General features: G+C 40.0%; 18 protein-coding genes. 12 read left to right on the top strand and 6 right to left on the bottom strand.

What is annotated here, in order from left to right:
* The 4 genes from dnaN to VGE44_RS10230 form a co-directional block, all read right to left on the bottom strand.
* The coding region (gene dnaN / locus VGE44_RS10245) for a DNA polymerase III subunit beta (protein WP_331078626.1) at positions 1 to 966 on the bottom strand (966 nt) is incomplete at its 3' end.
* A gap of 112 nt (positions 967 to 1,078) precedes the next feature.
* Positions 1,079 to 2,761, bottom strand: coding sequence for a gliding motility-associated ABC transporter substrate-binding protein GldG (gene gldG / locus VGE44_RS10240; RefSeq protein ID WP_331078624.1), 1,683 nt, complete (start codon positions 2,759 to 2,761; stop codon positions 1,079 to 1,081).
* Positions 2,755 to 3,483, bottom strand: coding sequence for a gliding motility-associated ABC transporter permease subunit GldF (gene gldF / locus VGE44_RS10235; protein WP_331078622.1), 729 nt, complete (start codon positions 3,481 to 3,483; stop codon positions 2,755 to 2,757). Before gldF ends, gldG begins: the two co-directional genes overlap by 7 nt.
* Before the next feature lie 41 nt (positions 3,484 to 3,524).
* Entirely contained in the window at positions 3,525 to 4,244 is a 720-nt protein-coding gene (locus tag VGE44_RS10230; RefSeq protein ID WP_331078620.1) for an ATP-binding cassette domain-containing protein, read from the bottom strand.
* 210 nt (positions 4,245 to 4,454) lie between these two features.
* On the opposite strand from VGE44_RS10230, the gene VGE44_RS10225 reads away from it, so the two are divergent.
* The 6 genes from VGE44_RS10225 (at position 4,455) to VGE44_RS10200 (ending at position 13,571) form a co-directional block, all read left to right on the top strand.
* Positions 4,455 to 5,915 (top strand): glycine--tRNA ligase, encoded by a 1,461-nt coding sequence (locus tag VGE44_RS10225; protein ID WP_331078618.1) that lies wholly within the window; start codon positions 4,455 to 4,457, stop codon positions 5,913 to 5,915.
* 381 nt (positions 5,916 to 6,296) lie between these two features.
* Positions 6,297 to 7,124, top strand: coding sequence for a murein L,D-transpeptidase catalytic domain family protein (locus tag VGE44_RS10220; RefSeq protein ID WP_331078616.1), 828 nt, complete (start codon positions 6,297 to 6,299; stop codon positions 7,122 to 7,124).
* Positions 7,125 to 7,193: 69 nt separating this feature from the next.
* The gene (locus VGE44_RS10215; RefSeq protein ID WP_331078614.1) at positions 7,194 to 8,792 is read left to right on the top strand and encodes a hypothetical protein; all 1,599 of its coding nucleotides are present in this window, start codon (positions 7,194 to 7,196) and stop codon (positions 8,790 to 8,792) included.
* Entirely contained in the window at positions 8,789 to 9,745 is a 957-nt protein-coding gene (locus VGE44_RS10210; RefSeq protein ID WP_331078612.1) for a glycosyltransferase family 2 protein, read from the top strand. Before VGE44_RS10215 ends, VGE44_RS10210 begins: the two co-directional genes overlap by 4 nt.
* Entirely contained in the window at positions 9,714 to 10,616 is a 903-nt protein-coding gene (locus tag VGE44_RS10205; protein WP_331078610.1) for a lysylphosphatidylglycerol synthase transmembrane domain-containing protein, read from the top strand. Before VGE44_RS10210 ends, VGE44_RS10205 begins: the two co-directional genes overlap by 32 nt.
* Before the next feature lie 306 nt (positions 10,617 to 10,922).
* A complete protein-coding gene (locus VGE44_RS10200) occupies positions 10,923 to 13,571 on the top strand; it encodes a bifunctional YncE family protein/alkaline phosphatase family protein (protein ID WP_331078608.1) in 2,649 nt (882 codons plus the stop codon).
* A 19-nt stretch (positions 13,572 to 13,590) separates the two neighbouring features.
* Here VGE44_RS10200 and VGE44_RS10195 read toward each other — a convergent pair whose 3' ends face one another.
* Positions 13,591 to 14,559 carry a GDP-mannose 4,6-dehydratase gene (locus VGE44_RS10195; protein ID WP_331078605.1) on the bottom strand — a complete coding sequence of 323 codons (969 nt, stop codon included), beginning with the start codon at positions 14,557 to 14,559 and terminating at the stop codon, positions 13,591 to 13,593.
* 112 nt (positions 14,560 to 14,671) lie between these two features.
* On the opposite strand from VGE44_RS10195, the gene VGE44_RS10190 reads away from it, so the two are divergent.
* From VGE44_RS10190 to VGE44_RS10180, 3 genes are read left to right on the top strand one after another with little or no spacing between them, the layout of a single operon-like run.
* Entirely contained in the window at positions 14,672 to 16,450 is a 1,779-nt protein-coding gene (locus VGE44_RS10190) for an aromatic amino acid hydroxylase (RefSeq protein ID WP_331078603.1), read from the top strand.
* Between the two features lie 11 nt (positions 16,451 to 16,461).
* Positions 16,462 to 17,166 (top strand): SDR family oxidoreductase, encoded by a 705-nt coding sequence (locus VGE44_RS10185; RefSeq protein WP_331078601.1) that lies wholly within the window; start codon positions 16,462 to 16,464, stop codon positions 17,164 to 17,166.
* An 11-nt stretch (positions 17,167 to 17,177) separates the two neighbouring features.
* Entirely contained in the window at positions 17,178 to 17,669 is a 492-nt protein-coding gene (locus tag VGE44_RS10180; RefSeq protein WP_331078599.1) for a hypothetical protein, read from the top strand.
* 357 nt (positions 17,670 to 18,026) lie between these two features.
* Here VGE44_RS10180 and VGE44_RS10175 read toward each other — a convergent pair whose 3' ends face one another.
* Positions 18,027 to 18,380 (bottom strand): single-stranded DNA-binding protein, encoded by a 354-nt coding sequence (locus tag VGE44_RS10175; RefSeq protein WP_331078597.1) that lies wholly within the window; start codon positions 18,378 to 18,380, stop codon positions 18,027 to 18,029.
* Positions 18,381 to 18,495: 115 nt separating this feature from the next.
* Between VGE44_RS10175 and VGE44_RS10170 the strand changes: the two genes are divergently transcribed.
* The 3 genes from VGE44_RS10170 to VGE44_RS10160 all read left to right on the top strand — a co-directional run bounded on the left by VGE44_RS10170 (position 18,496) and on the right by VGE44_RS10160 (position 20,404).
* Positions 18,496 to 18,897, top strand: coding sequence for a hypothetical protein (locus tag VGE44_RS10170; RefSeq protein WP_331078595.1), 402 nt, complete (start codon positions 18,496 to 18,498; stop codon positions 18,895 to 18,897).
* Positions 18,898 to 19,046: 149 nt separating this feature from the next.
* Entirely contained in the window at positions 19,047 to 19,697 is a 651-nt protein-coding gene (locus tag VGE44_RS10165; RefSeq protein ID WP_331078593.1) for a class I SAM-dependent methyltransferase, read from the top strand.
* Between the two features lie 11 nt (positions 19,698 to 19,708).
* Positions 19,709 to 20,404, top strand: a complete 696-nt coding sequence (locus VGE44_RS10160; RefSeq protein WP_331078591.1) for a VOC family protein — start codon at positions 19,709 to 19,711, stop codon at positions 20,402 to 20,404.
* Positions 20,405 to 20,477 lie beyond the last annotated feature (73 nt).

The raw sequence follows: 20,477 nt of genomic DNA, 5'->3' as shown, positions 1-20,477 counted from the left end.
AGCATTAAAACCAATTTCCATATCCTCTCCTTCATATTGACAGGAAAGACGCTCGTGTGCCTCATTAGCAAAATCGATATCTTCAGATGATATATTCAACTCACTTCCTGAAATTTTTAATCGTACCTGATGTGTTGTTTTGTTTGCAAAAATCACCACACGACGTAGACAGTTCAGGAAAAGGGATCTGTCAATAATGAGTTTATTCGGGTTATTAGTAGGAATAACTGCTTCATAATCAGGATAACGCTCATCAATCAGCCTGCAAATGAGGTTGATATTGCCGAATCTGAAAAATGCACTGGTATTGTTGTATTCAACTGCAACGCTGACATCATCAGAAGGAAGCGAAGCTTTTAAAAGTGTCAAAGCTTTCTTTGGTAGGATAAAAGTGGCAGGAGCTTCAGATTTTGTATCCAGACGACGGTATCTTACCAGTTTATGAGCATCTGTTGCAACAAAGGTTATGTGCTGAGGACTTAATTGACAATACACACCAGTCATCGCCGGTCTTAATTCGTCTCCGCTGACGGCAAAAAGTGTCTTATTTATAGCTTCTGATAAAACAGAAGCCGGCATAGCTACCGATGAAGGATTTTCAACAACAGGAATTTTCGGAAAATCCTCACCATTCTCTCCGCTCAGTTTGTATTTACCATCTCCGGCACTGATTTCGATTGCAAATGTTTTATCATCAACCGAAAATGAAATTGGCTGATCCGGAAGTGTTTTTAAAGTTTCAAGCAATATCTTGGAAGGGATAGCCACCTTACCATCTTCCTTTGATTCGACCGATAAGGAAGTAGTCATGCTGGTCTGCAGATCAGTTGCAGAAACAGTCAAAATACCATTCTTTATCTCAAAAAGAAAGTTTTCCAGGATGGGCAATACTGTGCTGCTACTGGATGCACCATTGACAGCAAGAAGCTGTTTTAATAAGGTCGATGTTGAAACTATAAATCTCATATTCAAATATCTGAAAAACAATAATAGTAAAGCTTTTTGGTAGTTCCTAATTAGCTGTTAAGAGCTAAATATCAGTATTAACCGGTGGAACTCAGGATCAAAAATATACAAATTAACGTGTATACTTGCGAATGCGATAGTAATGTTGAAAAATACCGCAAGCTATCAACAATATCAGTGGTAAACCGATGTTCAGAAACTGCCAGAATATTTTTTCCTGTCGGATTTTTGCACGGTTAAGCAATCTGAGTTTGATCTCCTTGTTCCTCAAACTGATAATACCAGAGTCATCATACAGATAATCTGCAGCATTCAGCAGAAAATTCTTATTTGCATACTGTTCTCTTGTAAAACGATCGAATCCCAATGGATATGAAGAGCCATCCGTACTGTTTATCTGGTTTTTAAAGATATCACCATCGGCAAGGACAATCATTTTCCCGGGCTTAGCCAATGCCGGAATGGCTAAGGGCTCTGCAATGCCCAGCGGAATAGGCCGGTTCTTGAAGTTTGATGGAAATATTCCCTCCAGAAGCACTCCAAAGGGTTTGGGATCAGACTGAAACTGCTTGGGATCAGGCTCTTGCTCCACCATTTGTAGAGAAAGCAGCACCGGCACTTCCAACTGACGGTTAAAAGGTGATGAAGAAAGAATTACTTCCGACTTGATACCTTTTACAGAAATAAGATCAATAGTACCCGGAAACTCTGAACGTATCCCATCCAGATTTTTAACTATTGGATGAGCAGATACAGGAACAAATACAGGATAAAACAACCAGGGTAATAGCTGGATCTGGGATTGCCCGCCCACTTCCCCAACATTAACTGGAATCTGCGCAGAATTCATATCCGCCAGAAGGGTATAGTTTAACCTTACCCCATACTTAAAGAGCATGTCATCAAGATTCAGCTTTTTAGCAAAGGCAAGCTGTTCAGTTGAGCCACGAAGGCTATCAAGTTCAGCACTGACCTGGTCAAGGGACCAGATTATCCTTCCACCCTTCATCAGGAAATAATCAATCTTATATTTCTCAGCTTCAGTAAAGGGCTGTTCCGGTTTTGCAACGATCAGTACCTTCAGCTGATCAAGTCCGGCAAAGGGTATAGTTTTCAGGTCAACACGACCAACTTCATACGAATCTCCCAATGATTTCATTGCATCGCTCAGTTGCTGATCACTTAATTCACCATGTCCTTCGGTAAAACCGATCCGACCCGATTCATTTTTGCTTATCTTTTTGATTGCACTTGCAAATGCATATTCCAGATTCTGTATCGAATTATTCAGAACTTCTTCCGGACTAATGCCTGACCTTGATTGCAAGAGCTTTACCGGGATCTGCCTTCCTTTGTAAGTAATCAAAGCTGCAGGAAAAATAATTTTCTGCGACATCCCATCCTCAGTCTTGACACTCAAATTTGTAGGCTCAATGCCCTTTTCAATCAATAACTGATACGCTTCTTCCTGTGACTTCTGATCTCCCGAAAGCGGATTTACAAAATCAAATTTCAGATTAGCATTTGAATAGGTTTTAAAATCCCGCAGAAGGTCGGCGGTAGAATTTCTCAATCGCTTGAATCCTGCCGGGAATTCCCCTTCAAGGTAAACCGTTACCTGAATCTCATCATCCAGATCTGCCAGAATAGATTTGGTAATTTCTGAAAGTGTATATCGCTTTTCAGCAGTAAAATCAATACGGGTAAAGAAAAATGATGAAAGAACATTCAATATCACAATTCCTGCCAATGCAAGAATCAAAATGTTCAGATCTCGTTTACGACGGTTTACCATTTCCTTGCTCCTAATACTGTTTTGGTTAATAAAAGAAACAATCCGGCAAAACTTAAGAAATAAATGAAATCACGACCATCCAGCACTCCCCTGCTGATCGACTGATAATGCTGGTTAATGCCCAGGCTGATTAAGCTGCTTTCAAAAGCCTGAAATGCAATCAGCTTACTGATTGAATCAAAAGCACTAAAACTAATGAAACATAGAAAGACCGAAAGAGTAAAGGCAATGATCTGATTTTTTCCTAAAGAGGAGGTAAACAGGCCAATTGAAGTAAAAGCTCCTCCCAATAAAATCAAACCAAGGTAAGAGCCGATTACGGCGCCGGTATCGATATTACCCTTGCTTATCCCCAATTGATAAACACTGACATAATAAATGAGCGTTGGCACAAGAGTCAGTACAACAATCAGAAGCGATGCGAGAAACTTTCCAAGAACTATATGCCAGTCGCTCAGGGGGCGGGTTGCCAGCAATTCGAATGTGCCATCCTTCTTTTCTTCTGCAAGAGACCGCATCGTAACTGCAGGAATAAGGAACATAAAAAGGTAAGGTGCGATATTGAAAAAGCTATCAAGACCGGCATAGCCATAATCCAGAATACTTGAATCGGGGAAAACCCATAGAAAAAGTCCGGTAACCAGCAGAAACACAGCCATTGAAATATAGGCCGCAAGGGAACTGAAAAAACCACTTATTTCTTTATTTAGGATACTTAACACCTGATCTGATTTTCCTTCGTTAAACTTTTAATATATGAAATTCAATGAACAGAAGAACCCGTTAGTCCGATGAATATATCTTCGAGACTTTTATACTCGTGGGCTTTTTTCAAACTGCTCAATTTATCATCAGCAACAATCTTACCCCTGTTGATTATGATTACCTGCTCACAAACTGCCTCTACTTCCTGCATAATGTGCGTTGAAAGTATCACCGTTTTAGTTTTCCCCAATTCAGTGATCAGATTCCGGATACCAATCACTTGATTCGGATCGAGTCCGGAAGTTGGTTCATCAAGAATCAATACTGCAGGGTCTGAAAAAATAGCCTGTGCAAGGCCCAAACGTTGTCTGTAACCCTTAGATAAGGTACCTATCTTCTTATTTTGCTCCTCCCCCAATCCGCAAAGTTCGATAACCTCCTCAATTCTTCTTTTTGAATTTTCAAGCTTATAGACAGAACCAATAAAAGCTAGTGCCTCACGAACATACATCTCAAGATAAAGCGGATTATGTTCAGGCAGATAGCCAATATTCCTGCGTACTTCCATTGAATGAGTATTCACATCCATCCCGCAAACAGAGGCTGTTCCCGAGCTTTGAGGTATGAAGCAGGTCAGAATTTTCATGGTCGTGGATTTTCCGGCACCATTTGGCCCTAAAAAACCAAGCACATTCCCCGGCGAAGCCCGAAACGAGATTCCGTCGATTGCTTTCTGCGCTCCGTAAGTTTTACTGAGGTTTTCTACCGCAATACTCATGGTTCAAAGTTAATATTTAGAACAATTAGAATTAGCAAATGAGCAAATTAGATAATGGGCGAATGAGATTCTGCTCCATTTTTAAATTAACTAGTCAAATCAATCTGTTAAAATATCCGCATGTATTAGAATTGAGCTGATTTTTCCACGTTTTACTTAAAACTCAGTATACAGGGAAAAATTAATTTTCAATACTATCTTTGCATCGTTATGAGCAAAAACACAGACGAACTTTTTAAAAATGTGGTATCGCATACCAAGGAATATGGTTTTGTATTTCAATCAAGCGAAATATATGATGGATTAAGTGCAGTATATGATTACGGACAGTTAGGATCTGAACTGAAGAATAACCTGAAAACATACTGGTGGAAGAGTATGGTGCAGCTGAACGAGAATATTGTAGGGATTGACTCTGCAATCTTTATGCATCCCAAAGTATGGAAAGCAAGCGGGCATGTGGATGGCTTTGCTGATCCGATGATTGATAATAAAGATTCTAAAAAACGTTATCGTGCTGACAATTTATTGGAGGATAAGATCGTCAGATATATTAAGGACGGCAAAATTGAAAAAGCAGATAAGTTACAGTCTGATATGGAAGCAGCTTTGTCTGCCGACGACCTGCCGCGTTTAAAGGAGCTCATTGAAGAACATGAAATCGTTTGTCCGGTTTCCGGAACCCGCAACTGGACCGAAGTGAGACAATTCAACCTTATGTTCTCTACCCAGATGGGTGCCATGGCCGAAGGATCTGACGAAGTATATCTGCGTCCTGAAACTGCCCAGGGAATCTTTGTCAACTTCCTTAATGTTCAGAAATCAGGCAGAATGCGAATTCCTTTCGGAATAGCACAAATCGGTAAAGCCTTTCGTAATGAAGTGATTGCGAGACAGTTCATCATGCGTATGCGTGAGTTTGAGCAAATGGAAATGCAGTTCTTTGTGAAACCGGGAACAGAAATGGAATGGTATAATCACTGGAAAGATGCCCGTTTAAAATGGCATCTTGCTTTAGGCACTCCGGCTGAAAAATATCGTTATCATGATCATACCAAACTTGCACATTATGCCAATGCTGCTGTAGATATCGAATTTGAATTCCCGTTTGGATTTAAAGAGGTAGAAGGAATTCACAGCCGTACTGATTTCGATCTGAGCCAGCATGAGAAATATTCTGGCAAGAAATTGCAATACTTTGATACTACCGAGAACAAGAATTATGTGCCTTATGTGATTGAAACATCTATTGGTTTAGATCGTTTATTCTTGTTGACACTCTGCAATGCCTATGAAGAACAGGACCTAAGCAATGATGAAAAGCAGGATTCACGCACTGTTTTACACTTACACCCCTGTCTTGCGCCAGTCAAAGCAGCCATTTTCCCTTTAACTAAAAAGGATGGATTACCTGAAAAAGCACGCGAAATTATGGATCTTCTTAAGCTGGATTTCAATTTACAATATGATGAAAAGGATTCCATTGGAAAAAGATACCGCAGACAGGATGCGATAGGTACACCTGTATGTATCACTGTCGATCATCAAACTCTCGAGGACAATACCGTTACCATCAGGCATCGCGACAGCATGGAACAGGAACGTGTAAATGCAGACCTGTTGGAGAAGATCATTTCTGATATGGTAAGTTGGAAGAATTTGTTAAGATAGGGTAATTGTCTGGATTAGGATTCCTAGGATTTTAGGATTAAAGGATTGCTTGATTTTTTTGGAAGGGTGAGTTGTCTGAACTGTGATTTTGATGATTATTACTCCAGGTCTAGACTAATCGACTAAGAAAAATATTTTTTATAAATTCAAAGTTTTAGCATCATGCTATATCTCTTTGGAGGGGGGTTGGGGGAGGCCACCAATCCTAAACCACTCATTTTCAGCAATAAGGTTTCTACTTTACCGTGACAATAGGAAAATTGAAAAGCCGTATCTTTGTAACACAAAAAAGAAAAGCCTATAGCATTAATTTACTCAATAAAGTTTTAAACAATTAATCATCAAGAAACACGTTTAAAAAGGGTTTAACCAGAGAAATTTATGAAGAAACATTCTTTCAGAGCAATTTTCGCTCTCCTATTAATCACTTCAATACCAGCAATAAGCTGGGTTTCAGCCAGTAAGTCACATTTAAAGTTTTTTGATTCTGTAGGCGATGAAGGCGGTGAAAAATCTAAAACTACTACAGCTAATGCAAGTTCAAGCGCCGAACTATTCGTTCAGCATGTAAATTCTGTTTATGAACAAGCCGGATTAGCAGAAAGCGGATTGGATCAGCATGTATTTAAAAAAGCACTGGTTGGCTATTATAATCTTAAGAAAACACAATTACTATCAGCTCAAAAAGCTGTCATTACCATAATCGATTTCAGTAAAAAAAGCAGCCAGAAAAGATTATGGATAGTAGATCTTGCAAATAACAAGCTTTTATTCAACACGCTTGTGGCTCATGGCCAGGGTAGCGGACTTGATATGGCAACCAGTTTCTCTAATCAGCCTAATTCACATCAAAGTAGCCTTGGGTTTTACGTAACCAGCGATACATATCAGGGAAAACACGGACTTTCTATGCGTCTGGAAGGAATGGATAAAGGATTCAACACCAATGCGATGGATCGTGCGGTTGTGGTACATGGTGCTGATTACGTGAGCGAATCGTTTGTAAAAACTCACGGACGTTTGGGAAGAAGTCACGGTTGTCCGGCTTTACCAACAGATCTGGCCAAAACAATTATCAATGTTATCAAAGGTCAGACCTGTTTGTTTATCAACGGACCAGAAGAAAAGTACAATTCAAATTTCTTAGATCAGAATATCGCTGTCTCGAACTTTATTTCAACAGCAAATACAATCCAGGCAAGTATTTAAGTCCTGACAATATAAAAAGGGAGATTTGAGCAATCAAATCTCCCTTTTGCTTTTATATCTTTGCCAGATATGATGCAAAAACTGGAAAATTTCCTGATTAAACATCCGGGAAAGGCATTCTTCTTCCTGATCATCTTTTCCATACCTGCATTTTTTATCAATCTAGGGCTTTTAGCCTTATTTGCTGATGAACCTACAAGGGCAAACGTAGCCCTTGAAATGATTCTCAGCAAAAACTATGCTGTGCCCACCATTGGGGGAGAGTATTATTATAATAAGCCTCCATTTTATAATTGGATACTTGCCGGAACTTACCAGCTCAGTGGAAATTATTCAGAATTTACAACACGCCTGCCTGCGATCATTCCGATGTTCCTGTTTGCATTCACCATCTATTTTTCAGTATCCTATTTTCTGAAAGACAAAAGGATAGCAGCAATCAGTGGAATTCTGTTTCTGGTTAACGGGAGGATGCTGATCTATGATTCCATGCTTGGGCATATTGACATTTTATATTCCTGGTTAACCTTCAGCTCCTTCATGCTGATCTTTTATTTCCTTCAAAAGAAGAATTGGTTTTTACTTTTCTTCATTTCCTATTTGATTACTGCCATTACCTTTCTTAGCAAAGGACTACCATCAATTGTTTTTCAGGGTTTTACACTCATCGCAGTCTTCGCCTATACCAAGAACTTTAAAAAACTCTTCAGCTGGCAGCATATACTCAGCGGACTAATTTGTGTTTTAATTATTGCTGCTTATTTCTGGAACTATTATCAGTACAATCCCAATTTACAGGGCTATTTCAGCACCATCTGGGATCAAAGCAGCCGGAGAACGGCTTCTGAATTCGGCATCAAACAAAGCTTAACACATTTCATCATTTTCCCTTTTGAACATGCGGGGCATCTGTTCCCTGCCAGTTTACTGCTGCTGTTTTGCTTTAATAAAAACTTTTTGACCGGAATTAAAAGCAATCCATTTTTAACATTCATCTCAATAGTTTTCCTTGCCAACATCTGGGTTTACTGGTTATCGCCTCAAACAAGGCCCAGATATTTGCTGATGTTATACCCGCTTCTATTTATAATCTGGAGTCATGCCTATTTCACATACCGTGAAAAATTGCCGGGCATTAACACTTTTTTCAATAAACTAATATTGATTCTCTCAGTGGCGGTCAGTCTGTGCATTCCGGGGGCATTATTTTTCGATTTACAGCAGTATGTACCCTATCTTCTGCCCAAGGTCATTGCGCTTAGCATTGCGGGTGCATTGATCTCCTACACAATCTATCGGCTGAAATCCGGAAAAATATTTGCTTTCATCAGCCTCCTGATTATCGTCAGATTTGCTTTCAGCTGGTTCGTAATTCCGCACAGATTTGAACACCTGGAAGATCGTAAATACCGCGATGCAGCAATCGAAATGGGCAATATTTCGAAAAATCAGCCATTTTATCTTTATCAGTATCATCCCTCTGAGCTGGATATTCCGCATCACGACCGCCTTATATTCTATATTCAGCGCAGCAGGATGCAACAGGTGAAATTTACCGAAGCCCTTAGTAAGCCAGGTTATTATTTTACCTTTGACAAAGATTTGGATAATCCCAAAGCAACATTGGTAAAAACATACCGGAACCTCAAACTCTACCAGGTAAAATGAGAGAACTATCTGTTGTAATCACCGTTTTAAACGAACGGGATAATATTGAACCGTTAATCGGCGCTTTACACGATGCCTTAACAGGAATTGATTACGAAGTAATTTTTGTTGATGATGGTTCAAATGACGGAACTCAGAGGCAGATCCGTGAGCATGCAGATGAAAGAATCAAACTGGTCGAATTAAGAAAAAACTACGGGCAAAGTACCGCCATGACCGCTGGTATTGATCATGCAGAAGGCACATACATTGCATTGATTGATGGTGACCTTCAGAATGATCCTTCTGATATCCCTTTCATGCTTCAAAAAATGAAGGATGAAGACTGGGACGTAGTTGCCGGAAACCGTGCGAATCGCCAGGATGGAGTTTTCCTGCGTAAGATCCCCTCAAAGATCGCCAATGCGATAATCCGCAGAATGACCGGGGTTTATATCAAGGATTATGGCTGTACCTTAAAGGTTTTTAAGCGTGAGATCGCCGAAGATCTTGGTATTTATGGTGAATTGCACCGATTTATACCTGTGCTCGCCAAATTACAGGGTGCAAGCATCACACAGGTTGATGTGAAGCATCATGCACGGATTCATGGAACATCAAAATATGGGCTTAACCGCACATTTAAAGTGATGGCCGACCTGATTACGATGGTTTTCTTCCGGAAATACATACAAAAGCCCATGCACCTCTTTGGCAGTATGGGGTTCATTTCCCTTGGACTTGGAATCCTAATCAATACTTACCTCCTTATTCTTAAACTGATGGGTCAGGATATCTGGGGTAAACCAATATTGATATTAGGCCTTATTTTTTTACTCGGCGGCATACAACTAATTACCTTCGGAATTTTAGCAGAAATTAATGTGCGTACCTATTTTGAAGGTACGAACAGAAAAACATACCAGGTTAGACGAATTTTTGATGGAAAAAAAGAAGATCTGGAACATCACTAAGACCCTGTTAAAAATCTCAATAACAGGTCTTTCTTTATATCTGGTGTCAAGAAAAGTCGAATTCAAAGACCTGAAAGATGCTTTTGATAAGTCCAACCCTGTTTTTCTGTTTTTAGCATTCATTGCATTTGTGATCTCCCAACTGATCTCTTCTTCGCGCCTGAATACGTTTTTTAAGGGTATCGGATTGAAGATCTCAGAAACCTATAATTTCAAGATCTATTTGCTCGGCATGTTCTACAATCTTTTTCTACCGGGCGGGATCGGCGGAGATGGTTACAAAATATTTCTGCTGCGCAAGAAATTCGAAATCAAAGGCCGCAGATTGTTTCAGGCGATATTTTTTGATCGACTGAGTGGTCTGTGGGCATTAGGGCTGATCATTTCGGCTCTGGTCATCTTTATCCCAAACCTCGGTATCCCGAACTGGGTTCCGGTGCTGGTAGTAGCTGCAGGCACCATAGCCTATTATGCGGTTATGAGAAAATTTTTCAGGGACTATAGTAAGCAGTTTGTGTTTTCACATTTTAAAGCCCTGATGGTACAATCTATGCAAGTAATTTCAGTTATTCTGCTCTTGTATGCCTTGAATTTTGAAGGAAAATTCTCTCCTTATCTGTTTATGTTCCTGGTTTCCTCACTCGTGGCCATTTTTCCTTTTACCGTTGGCGGACTTGGTGCCAGAGAATTGGTTTTCGTTTACGGCGCTCAATATTTCCAGATGGACCAGCACCTGGCGGTTATCATCAGCCTGCTCTTCTATTGCATTTCCGCACTGCTGTCATTCAGCGGAATTTATTTTGTTTTTCATCCTCAGAAGATCGGAGTAAATAAAATTGATCTGAAACAGGCTATTGAGGTTGAGAAGTGAGGACCCGATAATTATTGGGTGGGAATGGGGAATTGGAAATAGGTAATAGGAAATAGGAAATGGTGTCACCAATGTAGCTGGCTCATGGATAATTTTACAACTTCTAATTACCCCTAAATATTCGTGAATCAAGATTCCTAAAATCCTATTCAAAAAATTACCAGGCTTGATCATAAAAAATTAAAACATACTTAACGTTGAATGTTTAATTTTAATTGATTGTTAGGCTCTTATCAAATTCAGAGCTTACATCACATTGAATAACGAGTTATTATTTGGGATATATCTTATTTAAAAACAAAAGCAATGAAATCTGTAATCAAATCAATTTTTGAATTCATGTCAAAACCTAAGAGATCATTAACCATGATCCACTCAAACATGCAGAATTATGCCATTGCAATTGCTTTCCTTTCCCTGATCTGCTTACCCGGCTGCGGCGTAAATAATAAAGAATGGAATCTGAATAATTTATTTGAAAAGTCAAAAGACAAGTTTAAGGATAATTCAGTAGTGGGTGCACAGGAAGATAATACCCGGATTGTGGCAACTTCCCAGATAATCGATCCAGCTGGTGAGACCATCAGCTTCCCCGGCCGGCCGGTAGATCTGGCACTGAATAATTCAGGAAGCATTTTAGCTGTTAAAAATAATACTTCGATTGTGTTTATGAGTGCAGAAAAGCATACTGTAATGCAAACCCTGAAACTCCCGGCAGGAGGTCATAGTTTCAACGGTATTACCTGGAGCTCTGATGATCAAAAAGTCTGGACTACAGATAGCCGGGGATATTTACGCTCAGCAAAACTAATAGACGGCAGCTATGCCTGGGATGATGCCATTTTACTACCCGGACCAAATCCAGATGATAAAAGTGGCCCCTATCCGGGTGGTTTGACAATAGATAATCAGAAGGGTTATGCTTATGTGGCTCTAAGTCGCAATAACACTCTTGGTATCGTTAATCTTAAAACCAAACAGCTTGAATCGCAGATCAGCGTAGGAATCGCTCCCTACACTGTACTCATGCACGAAAATATAGCCTATGTTTCAAATTGGGGTGGTCGCCAGCCAGTCAACGGCGATAAAACAGGTCCGTCAGGCGGTTCAAATGTCGTAGTGGATCCTAAAACTGGTATAGCCTCTTCCGGGACTGTCTCTGTGCTTGATCTGAGTACTAAGAAAGTGATAAAAGAGATCGCGGTTCATTTGCATCCCAGCGGCATGAGCTACTCTCCCGACAAAACAAAGCTCTATGTAGCCAACGCTAATAGTGATTTGATTTCCGTGATCGATACCAGGACAAATTCTGTCATCAAGGATCTGAGCTCTAAGCCTATGGCTGAGTTACCTTTTGGAAGCGCCCCCAACTCGGTTGTGGCAAGTCCTGATGGCAAAACACTATTTGCAGCTAATGGAGGCAATAATCATATCGCAGTCATTGAACTTAGCAGCGGAAAAGTTAAGGGGCTTATACCCAGTGGATGGTATCCGGGATCGGTTCTGTTATCACGGGATGGTAGCAAACTTTTTGTTGCCAATATCAAGGGAAATGGCAGTCCCCAGACGGGTTTGCGAGAAAAAGGAATCAACTCGCATGATCATTCGGGTTCAGTTTCCTTTATTACAGTACCCGATTCTGAAAATTTAAGGGAATATACTATACGGGCTGCTACGACCATGCGCCTACCAAAAATCACTCAGTCACTGAGGCTTGAACGCGTTAATGAGCGGATTGTTCCGGTACCTACACGTCCGGGTGAAAAATCTGTATTCAAGCATGTACTGTACATCATCAAAGAAAACCGCACTTATGACCAGGTTTTTGGAGATCTTCCACAAGGCAAAGGAGACAGTTCATTGACTCAGTTCGGTAGAAAAGTGACGCCAAATCATCATGCGCTGGCTGAGAATTTTGTACTTCTTGATAATACCTATTGCAATGGCGTATTGAGTGCCGACGGACATCAGTGGGCTAATGAGGGTTATGTGACAGATTACCTTGAAAAAAGCTTTGGGGGATTCGTACGCAGCTATCCTTATGAAGGTGATGATGCCTTAGCATTTGCTTCATCGGGTTTTATATGGGATAAAGTTTTGGAAGCCGGACTTACATTCCGGAATTATGGCGAATTCGTAACTGCAAAAGTTGAGCCCTCCAATGCCAGCTGGACACAGTTATATAATGACTATAAAAACGGGACAAGGAATGTTAAGATCAAAGCTACCAGTAAATTACATACGCTGGAGCCTTACCTCTGCCCTACCTTTGTTGGCTTTCCTAGCTCTATCCCCGATGTTTACCGTGCCGGGGAATTTTTAAAGGAATTCAGGGAATACGAGAAAGAAAACTCCTTACCCAATTTCATGATCATGCTATTACCTAATGATCATACAACTGGCACCAGGGAAGGCTACCCAACACCAAGAGCTCAGGTGGCCGATAATGATTTGGCACTCGGGCAAATTGTGGAAGCGGTCAGTAACAGTAAATTCTGGAAGGAAACCGCTATTTTCGTCATTGAGGATGACCCTCAGGCTGGACTCGATCATATTGACGGTCGCCGTACAGTAGCCCTTTGCATCAGTCCTTATACCAAAAGAGGTGCAGTGGTGAATACCCATTATAATCAAAACAGCATCTTACGGACCATAGAATTGATTTTAGGGCTGCCACCTATGAGCCAGTTTGATATGATCGCAAATCCTATGACCGATTGTTTCACAAGTAAACCCGACTTCAGGCCGTACAAAGCATTGCCTAATCAGATTCCACTAGATGAAATGAATCCTAAACTTTCTGCTTTATCGGGCAAGAAGAAATTTTGGGCTCAAAAATCAATGGAAATGTCACTCGATGAACTTGACCAGGCGAATGAGGATACCTTAAACCTTATTTTATGGCATTCAGTTAAAGGATATAATACACCTTACCCTAAACTTGCAAGAAAATAATTTTCGTTATAAAAAGTTTTTAATGATTGCTTTTCGGGTTTTGAAGATTGTACCACTCATAGAATTTGAGCAGGCCCGTTTCAAGTCCGGTTTCCGGGTGGTAGTTCAATAACTTCCGGGCCTTACTTATATCTGCGTAGGTTTGAGGGACGTCACCCGGCTGTTCCGGCTGACGATTAATAATGGCCTTTTTTCCGCAGATCTTTTCAATCGCAGCAATCAGTTCAGACAATGTTACTGTCTGATGATTTCCTAAATTAATGATTTCAAAATCTGACTCTTCATAATTTATTGCCGCCTCAATACCCTTTATCGTATCTTCTACAAAAGTATAATCACGGCTGGTGGAACCATCTCCAAAAACAGGAATTGCCTGCCCTTTTGAAATAGAATTGAAAAATTTATGAATGGCCAGATCAGGGCGCTGTGCAGGGCCATAAACTGTAAAGAAACGAAGTGCCAGAAACCGGATCCCATACAAATGACTGTAAACATGTCCAAGCATTTCGCAGGAAAGTTTGGTTGAAGCATAGGGACTGATCGGTTTCAGTTTTTCCTCTTCATTCCAGGGAATATTTTCGTTGATGCCGTATACACTGCTTGATGAAGCGAATACAAACTGCCTGATATTTCTTTGTTTGGCAAACTCCAGCAGATTTTGAGTTCCCGCAACATTCACCTCCTGGTATAAAACCGGATTCTGAATACTCGGCCTCACTCCTGCTTTGGCAGCAAGATGTACAATTACAGCTATATCACCTAAAGCAAGCAGATCATCCATATTCCGGATATCGCCCTCATAAAATTGAAAATCCTGATGAGCAGTAAATGGGGCAATATTCTTTTCTTTCTGTTCCCGGCTGTAAAAGTCATCGAAATTATCGAGGCCCACAACCTGATAGTTGCCGCTTTGCAACAATCTGTTAATCAGATTACTCCCAATAAAACCCGCAGCACCGGTAATCAGAATTCGCTTTTTTGTTCCCATTTTCTATGCAAAAATAAGAAAATACCCATTTGATTCTGACAAAAATCAGAATATGAGAAGAACCGGGCTTCAAATAAAATGAATAACTTTGAAGTATCTGCCCCCCTAACCAATGATGAGTAACTTTAACGATTTCAACAATCCTCAGGTAAAAAAATTACCTGAACATCTGAAGCAATTTATTGTTGAGCAGAATTATGAACATTACACCCCGGTTGATCAGGCGGTGTGGCGCTTTGTTATGCGACAGAATTACCATTTCCTGAAGGATATTGCTTATTACCCATATATCCCCGGACTTGAAGCTGCAGGATTAAGTATCGAAAAAATACCGGATCTGCAGGAAATGAATGATGCGCTTAAAAAAATTGGCTGGGGCGCCGTAACTGTTGATGGCTTTATTCCGCCGGCGGCATTCATGGAATATCAATCCTGCAGGGTATTGGTCATTGCTGCTGACATCAGACAATTGCATCATATTGAATACACTCCAGCTCCCGATATCATTCATGAATCGGCAGGTCATGCCCCAATCATTGCCGATCCGGATTATCATCAATACCTAAGCTATTTTGGTTCTATCGGAGCAAAAGCCATGTATTCTTCCAAAGATTTTGAGCTTTATGAAGCGATACGTGAGCTGTCCATTCTAAAAGAAATGCCCGATCCTGACCCACAAACTCTTAAAAGAGCCGAAAAACGGGTCTTATTTTGCCAGAAGAACCTTGGAGATCCTTCAGAAATGGCATTATTGAGTCGTCTGCATTGGTGGACAGTAGAATACGGTTTGATAGGAACACTTGAAAATCCGAAAATCTATGGTGCCGGACTGCTCTCCTCTATCGGAGAAAGTAAAAGCTGCATGGACCCTTCGGTAAAAAAACACTGGTATACAGCCGATGCCGTGAATTTCCCGTTTGATATCACTAAACCACAACCTCAGTTATTTGTAACACCCAATTTTCAAAACCTGACTAAGGTTTTAGAGGATTTTGCAGATACTATGGCCTTCAGAAGAGGCGGATCGGAAAGTATTTTAAAAGCGATTGAATGCAAAAATACCTGTACCGCAGTTTATAGTTCAGGATTGCAGATCAGCGGAGTATTTTCTGACCTTCGGATGGATAAAAATAATGAGTTATTGTTCATTAAAACAGTCGGAGGCAGTGCATTATCCTTCGAGGGCAAACAACTCGAAGGACATGGAAAACAAGTGCATACAATGGGTTTTTCTTCCCCGGTAGGCCGTTTAAAAAATTTTGGCAAGGCTCTTGAGGATGCAAATGAAAATGAGCTGGAAAAATTGGGAATCATTTGTGGAAATACTGCAGAATTAAATTTTATTGGCGGATTAAGTCTGAAAGGCATAGTCAGTTCCATTTTGAAGCGAAATTCCAGGATAATAATGATCAGTTTTACTGACTGTACCTTGAAAGATGAGCAGGGAAATGTTTATTTCGAACCTTCCTGGGGTGTCTATGATATGGCTGTTGGAGAGAAAATTGTATCGGTCTATAGCGGAGCGGCAGATAAGGATGCCTTTGAAGAAATAGCCCCAAAAGCCAGATCTGCAACTTTTCATCCCGAATACACTGAGCATCAAAAACGCTATCATGATTTGTTCAGGCAGGTGCGCTTATGTCGTGAAACACAAAATGAATTTGAACGTTTAAAAGATATCTGGACAGAGTTAAAGCAAGATTTTAGGGAGGATTGGCTCTGTGCTATCGAAATTTTAGAGATATTAGAGCAGAGAAACATATTTTCGGATATGGGGCGTGACATCCGGATATACCTGGAATTAAAGGCTTCAAATGAACCTGAACTTAACAAACTGATCCAAAACGGGTTTTATCTGATCAGTAAAACTCATAAGGAATCGGCTCTTTAAAAAGCGAATTTATGAATATTGTAATCAGCGGTGCCAGCAGTGGTGTAGGATTTGAAGCCGTTCTCGAACTGATCGGAAGCGGAAATCATAAGATCATCGCGCTGGCAAGATCGGAAGATAAATTATACAAATTACAGGAGATCGCTTTCGCCCTGAACCCCGATTGCATGCTCTACACGGCTAAATTTGATATCGTTCACGACGATTATGACAACGGCCTTATTCCTTTTATAAGGGAAAAAATTGGACATGTGGATATTCTGATCAATAATGCCGGATCACTGGTTAATAAGCCTTTCATGCAACTTTCCCAGCTTGATTTTGCAGAAATGTTGCAGAATAATCTTTTAGGCCATGTAAAAATGATTCAAAAGATTGTGCCGCTGATGCCTCAAAAAAGTCATATCGTAAATATTGGCAGTATGGGCGGATTTCAGGGCAGCCAAAAATTTTCAGGTTTATCGGCTTATTCAGCCAGTAAATCAGCCTTACATACCCTGACCGAATGCCTTGCAGCAGAACTTTCAGGTCTTGAAATCGCAGTCAATTGTCTGGCATTGGGCTCAGCTCAAACCGAAATGCTTGAGAAAGCCTTCCCCGACTATCAGTCGCCAGTTATGGCTTTCGAAATGGGCAAATACATTGCCGATTTCGCCCTAAGCGGACATAAATTTTTTAACGGAAAGATCCTTCCGGTAGCACATAGCACACCTTAACCTATCTGATTATGAAAACAGAACTTTATATCGCATTTATTGCTTTGCTTTTATTAGCATCCTGCCAGAGTGATTCCTCAAAAAAATCCCTGGAAGAAATGGCTGCAGATTCAGCAGCGCTTGCCGACCAGAATAAAACGCTTGTCGTCCCCTGGGAAGCAACTCTGAATGATAGTACCCATATGATGGAGATCAAACGAAATCCGGCAGCTAACATGACTAATTTGAGCAATCTCGATATCGTTGATGCCCTAAACTACAAATACCCGCAAATTAAGCTGGAATGGGTAAAGCAGGAAGGTAATAAAGCTTTTGTTAAGATTCAGGATTCCGACTATCTGACACGTGAATCAGGTACCGAAGGCGCCCGCGCTTACCTTGCTGAAGTTACTTACTCCCTGACTGAACTTGAGGGAATTACTGAAGTTGATTTCAGCTTCAAAGAAGGTGACCATGCCCGGCCGGGAGTTTATAAGAGGGAGGATTTTAAGGGATTTAATTAAAGCGGAAAGCAAAAAGGTGAAAGCAGAAAGATGAAAGCTAAAAGCAGGAATTTAACTGTAAGACAGAAATCCTGCTCTTTATTCGAATTTTGTGACTTTGATAGCGTACAAAACTCCTTCAAAATTGATTCAAAGTTTTGTCTTGTTTGATGATTGAGAAAACCAGAGAGTTGAGGTCTAAAAGCCAGAAGCAGGAGCCCCAATCCCCCGCTCCCAGCCTTTTCACCCTGCAATTCCAATTCCCTTGTGTCATCCCTGCCTACCGGCAGGCAGGCCGACGCAGGAGTAACCACTCAACCCGATTGCTATCGGGTCTCAGCTCTTCACTCTCAATTCTCAATTGTCAACTGTCAATTATCAACTGTCAACTGTCCCTCCCTTTTTCCCAAGCATCTGCACATCATGCACGATCACCTCAGTAATATAGCGTTTGGCGCCTTCCTTATCTATATAAGAACGACTGTTGAGTTTACCTTCTATGCAGACTTCAGATCCTTTGTGGAGGTAGCTCTCCGCCAGATTAGCGAGCCGGTCCCATAATACCAGGTTATGCCATTGTGTTTCTTCAATTTTCTCGCCCTTATCATTTTTATAAGAGTCGTTTGTGGCGATAGATACCCTGGCCATTTTCTTTTTCTCTCCGATGGTTTTTACTTCCGGATCATTTCCTAAAAATCCCATCAGACGTACACTGTTTCTTAGATTGCTCATCTCTCTATTAATTATGTTTACCAATACCTGCCACCCGGCAGGAGCAGAATAAAGTTGAGGAGATCGGATTTAATTTACCGTACAATAAACGGATACATACGTTTATAAGCGATTGATGCGAATTGGACTTAAATTCATCCAACAATTCGACATCAAGCCTATGGAACGTGAATGTTTAGACTGCGGTTCAGTGCTGCACGGGCGCAGTGATAAAAAATTCTGCGATGACCAATGCCGCAGTAATTTCAATAACCGAATGAAAGCCGGGATCAACTCAAGCATGAAACCTGTAAACTCTATTCTCCGGAAAAACCATTCGATCCTTTCCAGACTTTGCCCTGAAAACAAAATCAGAATTAAAAAAGACGATCTGCTCAAACATGGCTTTAACCCCGATTATCATACACACCTCCATCAAACACAAAATGGGAATACTTATTATTTCTGTTATGAATTGGGGTATATGAAAATAGAAAATGAGACATTCCTGATTGTGAGAAAAAATGATAAAGTATAAAATCTCTGATTATAATCCGGATATTTAATAAAGCCCGGAACTATCTCAAGCCAGCCAATTTGGGTAGCTTGAGAGAGTTTTATAACTTGTATAAATAAGCTAGTTGCAAGCATAAAAACCCGATACACATTGATAAAACAGAAAAGAATATGACAGAATTTTGGGAGACAAGTTTTAAAGACAAGCAAGAAATGTGGGGTTGGGAACCAGCAGATTCAGTTAGTAAAACTTTGGAACTATTTAAAAACCATAGTTTAAAGGACATATTAATTCCGGGATTTGGATATGGAAGAAATGCTAAATATTTTATTAACAATGGATTTAAAGTAACAGGAATTGAAATTTCTGAAACAGCAATTGACATAGCAAAAAAATATTTCGGAAAAGATGTAAAAATTTATCACGGTTCAGTTAGTGCAATGCCGTTTGACAAAGAATTGTATGATGGAATTTTCAGTTATTCATTAATTCATTTACTAAATGAAAAAGACAGAATAAAACTAATTGAAGACTGTTATAATCAACTTAAACCTAATGGATATATGGTTTTTGTGACAATCTCAAAGAATGATTTTAGATTTGAACAAGGTGTTAAAATTTCCAAAGACACTTTTGAACCTTGGAAAGGACTAACATTGTTTTTTTATGATTTAGATTCAATTAAAGCAGATTTTGGCAACTTCGGCTTGGTTGAGTCAGAAGAAATTAATGAACCCAAAATTGACCTGAAAGGAAAACCTAAACAAAAATTTTGGCACATAATATGCAAAAAGAAAGCAGATAATAGTGCCAGTCACTAACATGAGCAATTTTGGACACAGCTTACCCGAAACTGCCGACCAACTTTTTGACAACATTAAATGAACCGGAATATTTATTGTCAACATTAATAAATAACACAATGAGAAAGTATAGGCTTAAATTTTTGACCGCATTAGTGATAGCTGGCCTGATAGGCTGTGGGGATTCTCAGCAGAATTCTCATGAAAACAAAAACAATGATACAACTTCTAATGAAACTCTAACAAAGAAAACTAATATGATTTCGCAAAAAATAACACCTTGTCTATGGGTTGAGACAAAAGATGCAAAAGCAGTCGTAGATTATTACCTTTCTATTTTCAAAGATGGTAAACTGAAAGAACACCGCAAATATAAGAACCCACCTGAAGCAGGAGGAGGTGACTTTGAAACTGCAATTATGGAAATTAATGGGATAGAATTCAATATTTTGGCTGCAGGGCCTTTCTTCAAATTTAATGAGTCTGTTTCTTTTGTGATAAATTGCAAAGACCAGGCAGAAGTAGATTATTATTGGGCTGCTTTGACTGCAAACGGTGGAGAAGAAAGCTCTTGCGGTTGGTGTAAAGACAAATATGGCTTATCGTGGCAGGTTGTTCCGGTTGAATACTTTGACTTAATAAACAGTGATGACCCTCAGGTCAGAGAAAAGGCAATAAAGAATACATTTAAACAGAAAAAGATAATACTTTCAGAACTTAAATGAAGTCAATAATTGCGGGTAAGAAGGATAAGACCGAATTTTGATACGACAAAATAAAAGCCCATAACAAGACATT

It is taken from the genome of Daejeonella sp., from assembly GCF_036405355.1.
Lineage (GTDB): Bacteria > Bacteroidota > Bacteroidia > Sphingobacteriales > Sphingobacteriaceae > Daejeonella.
Note: the sequence above shows the minus strand (reverse complement) of the source record. Positions and strands in the feature narration are given on the sequence as shown.

What these genes read in the sequence shown, in the direction of transcription:
- VGE44_RS10230 (WP_331078620.1), bottom strand. Translation starts at nt 4,244, where the DNA reads ATGAGTATTGCGGTAGAAAACCTCAGTAAAACTTACGGAGCGCAGAAA.
- VGE44_RS10205 (WP_331078610.1), top strand. Translation starts at nt 9,714, where the DNA reads ATGGAAAAAAAGAAGATCTGGAACATCACTAAGACCCTGTTAAAAATC.
- VGE44_RS10175 (WP_331078597.1), bottom strand. Translation starts at nt 18,380, where the DNA reads ATGAGCAATCTAAGAAACAGTGTACGTCTGATGGGATTTTTAGGAAAT.
- VGE44_RS10195 (WP_331078605.1), bottom strand. Translation starts at nt 14,559, where the DNA reads ATGGGAACAAAAAAGCGAATTCTGATTACCGGTGCTGCGGGTTTTATT.
- VGE44_RS10215 (WP_331078614.1), top strand. Translation starts at nt 7,194, where the DNA reads ATGATGCAAAAACTGGAAAATTTCCTGATTAAACATCCGGGAAAGGCA.
- VGE44_RS10180 (WP_331078599.1), top strand. Translation starts at nt 17,178, where the DNA reads ATGAAAACAGAACTTTATATCGCATTTATTGCTTTGCTTTTATTAGCA.
- VGE44_RS10170 (WP_331078595.1), top strand. Translation starts at nt 18,496, where the DNA reads ATGCGAATTGGACTTAAATTCATCCAACAATTCGACATCAAGCCTATG.
- VGE44_RS10220 (WP_331078616.1), top strand. Translation starts at nt 6,297, where the DNA reads ATGAAGAAACATTCTTTCAGAGCAATTTTCGCTCTCCTATTAATCACT.
- VGE44_RS10185 (WP_331078601.1), top strand. Translation starts at nt 16,462, where the DNA reads ATGAATATTGTAATCAGCGGTGCCAGCAGTGGTGTAGGATTTGAAGCC.
- gldG (WP_331078624.1), bottom strand. Translation starts at nt 2,761, where the DNA reads ATGGTAAACCGTCGTAAACGAGATCTGAACATTTTGATTCTTGCATTG.
- VGE44_RS10165 (WP_331078593.1), top strand. Translation starts at nt 19,047, where the DNA reads ATGACAGAATTTTGGGAGACAAGTTTTAAAGACAAGCAAGAAATGTGG.
- VGE44_RS10210 (WP_331078612.1), top strand. Translation starts at nt 8,789, where the DNA reads ATGAGAGAACTATCTGTTGTAATCACCGTTTTAAACGAACGGGATAAT.
- VGE44_RS10225 (WP_331078618.1), top strand. Translation starts at nt 4,455, where the DNA reads ATGAGCAAAAACACAGACGAACTTTTTAAAAATGTGGTATCGCATACC.
- VGE44_RS10190 (WP_331078603.1), top strand. Translation starts at nt 14,672, where the DNA reads ATGATGAGTAACTTTAACGATTTCAACAATCCTCAGGTAAAAAAATTA.
- VGE44_RS10200 (WP_331078608.1), top strand. Translation starts at nt 10,923, where the DNA reads ATGAAATCTGTAATCAAATCAATTTTTGAATTCATGTCAAAACCTAAG.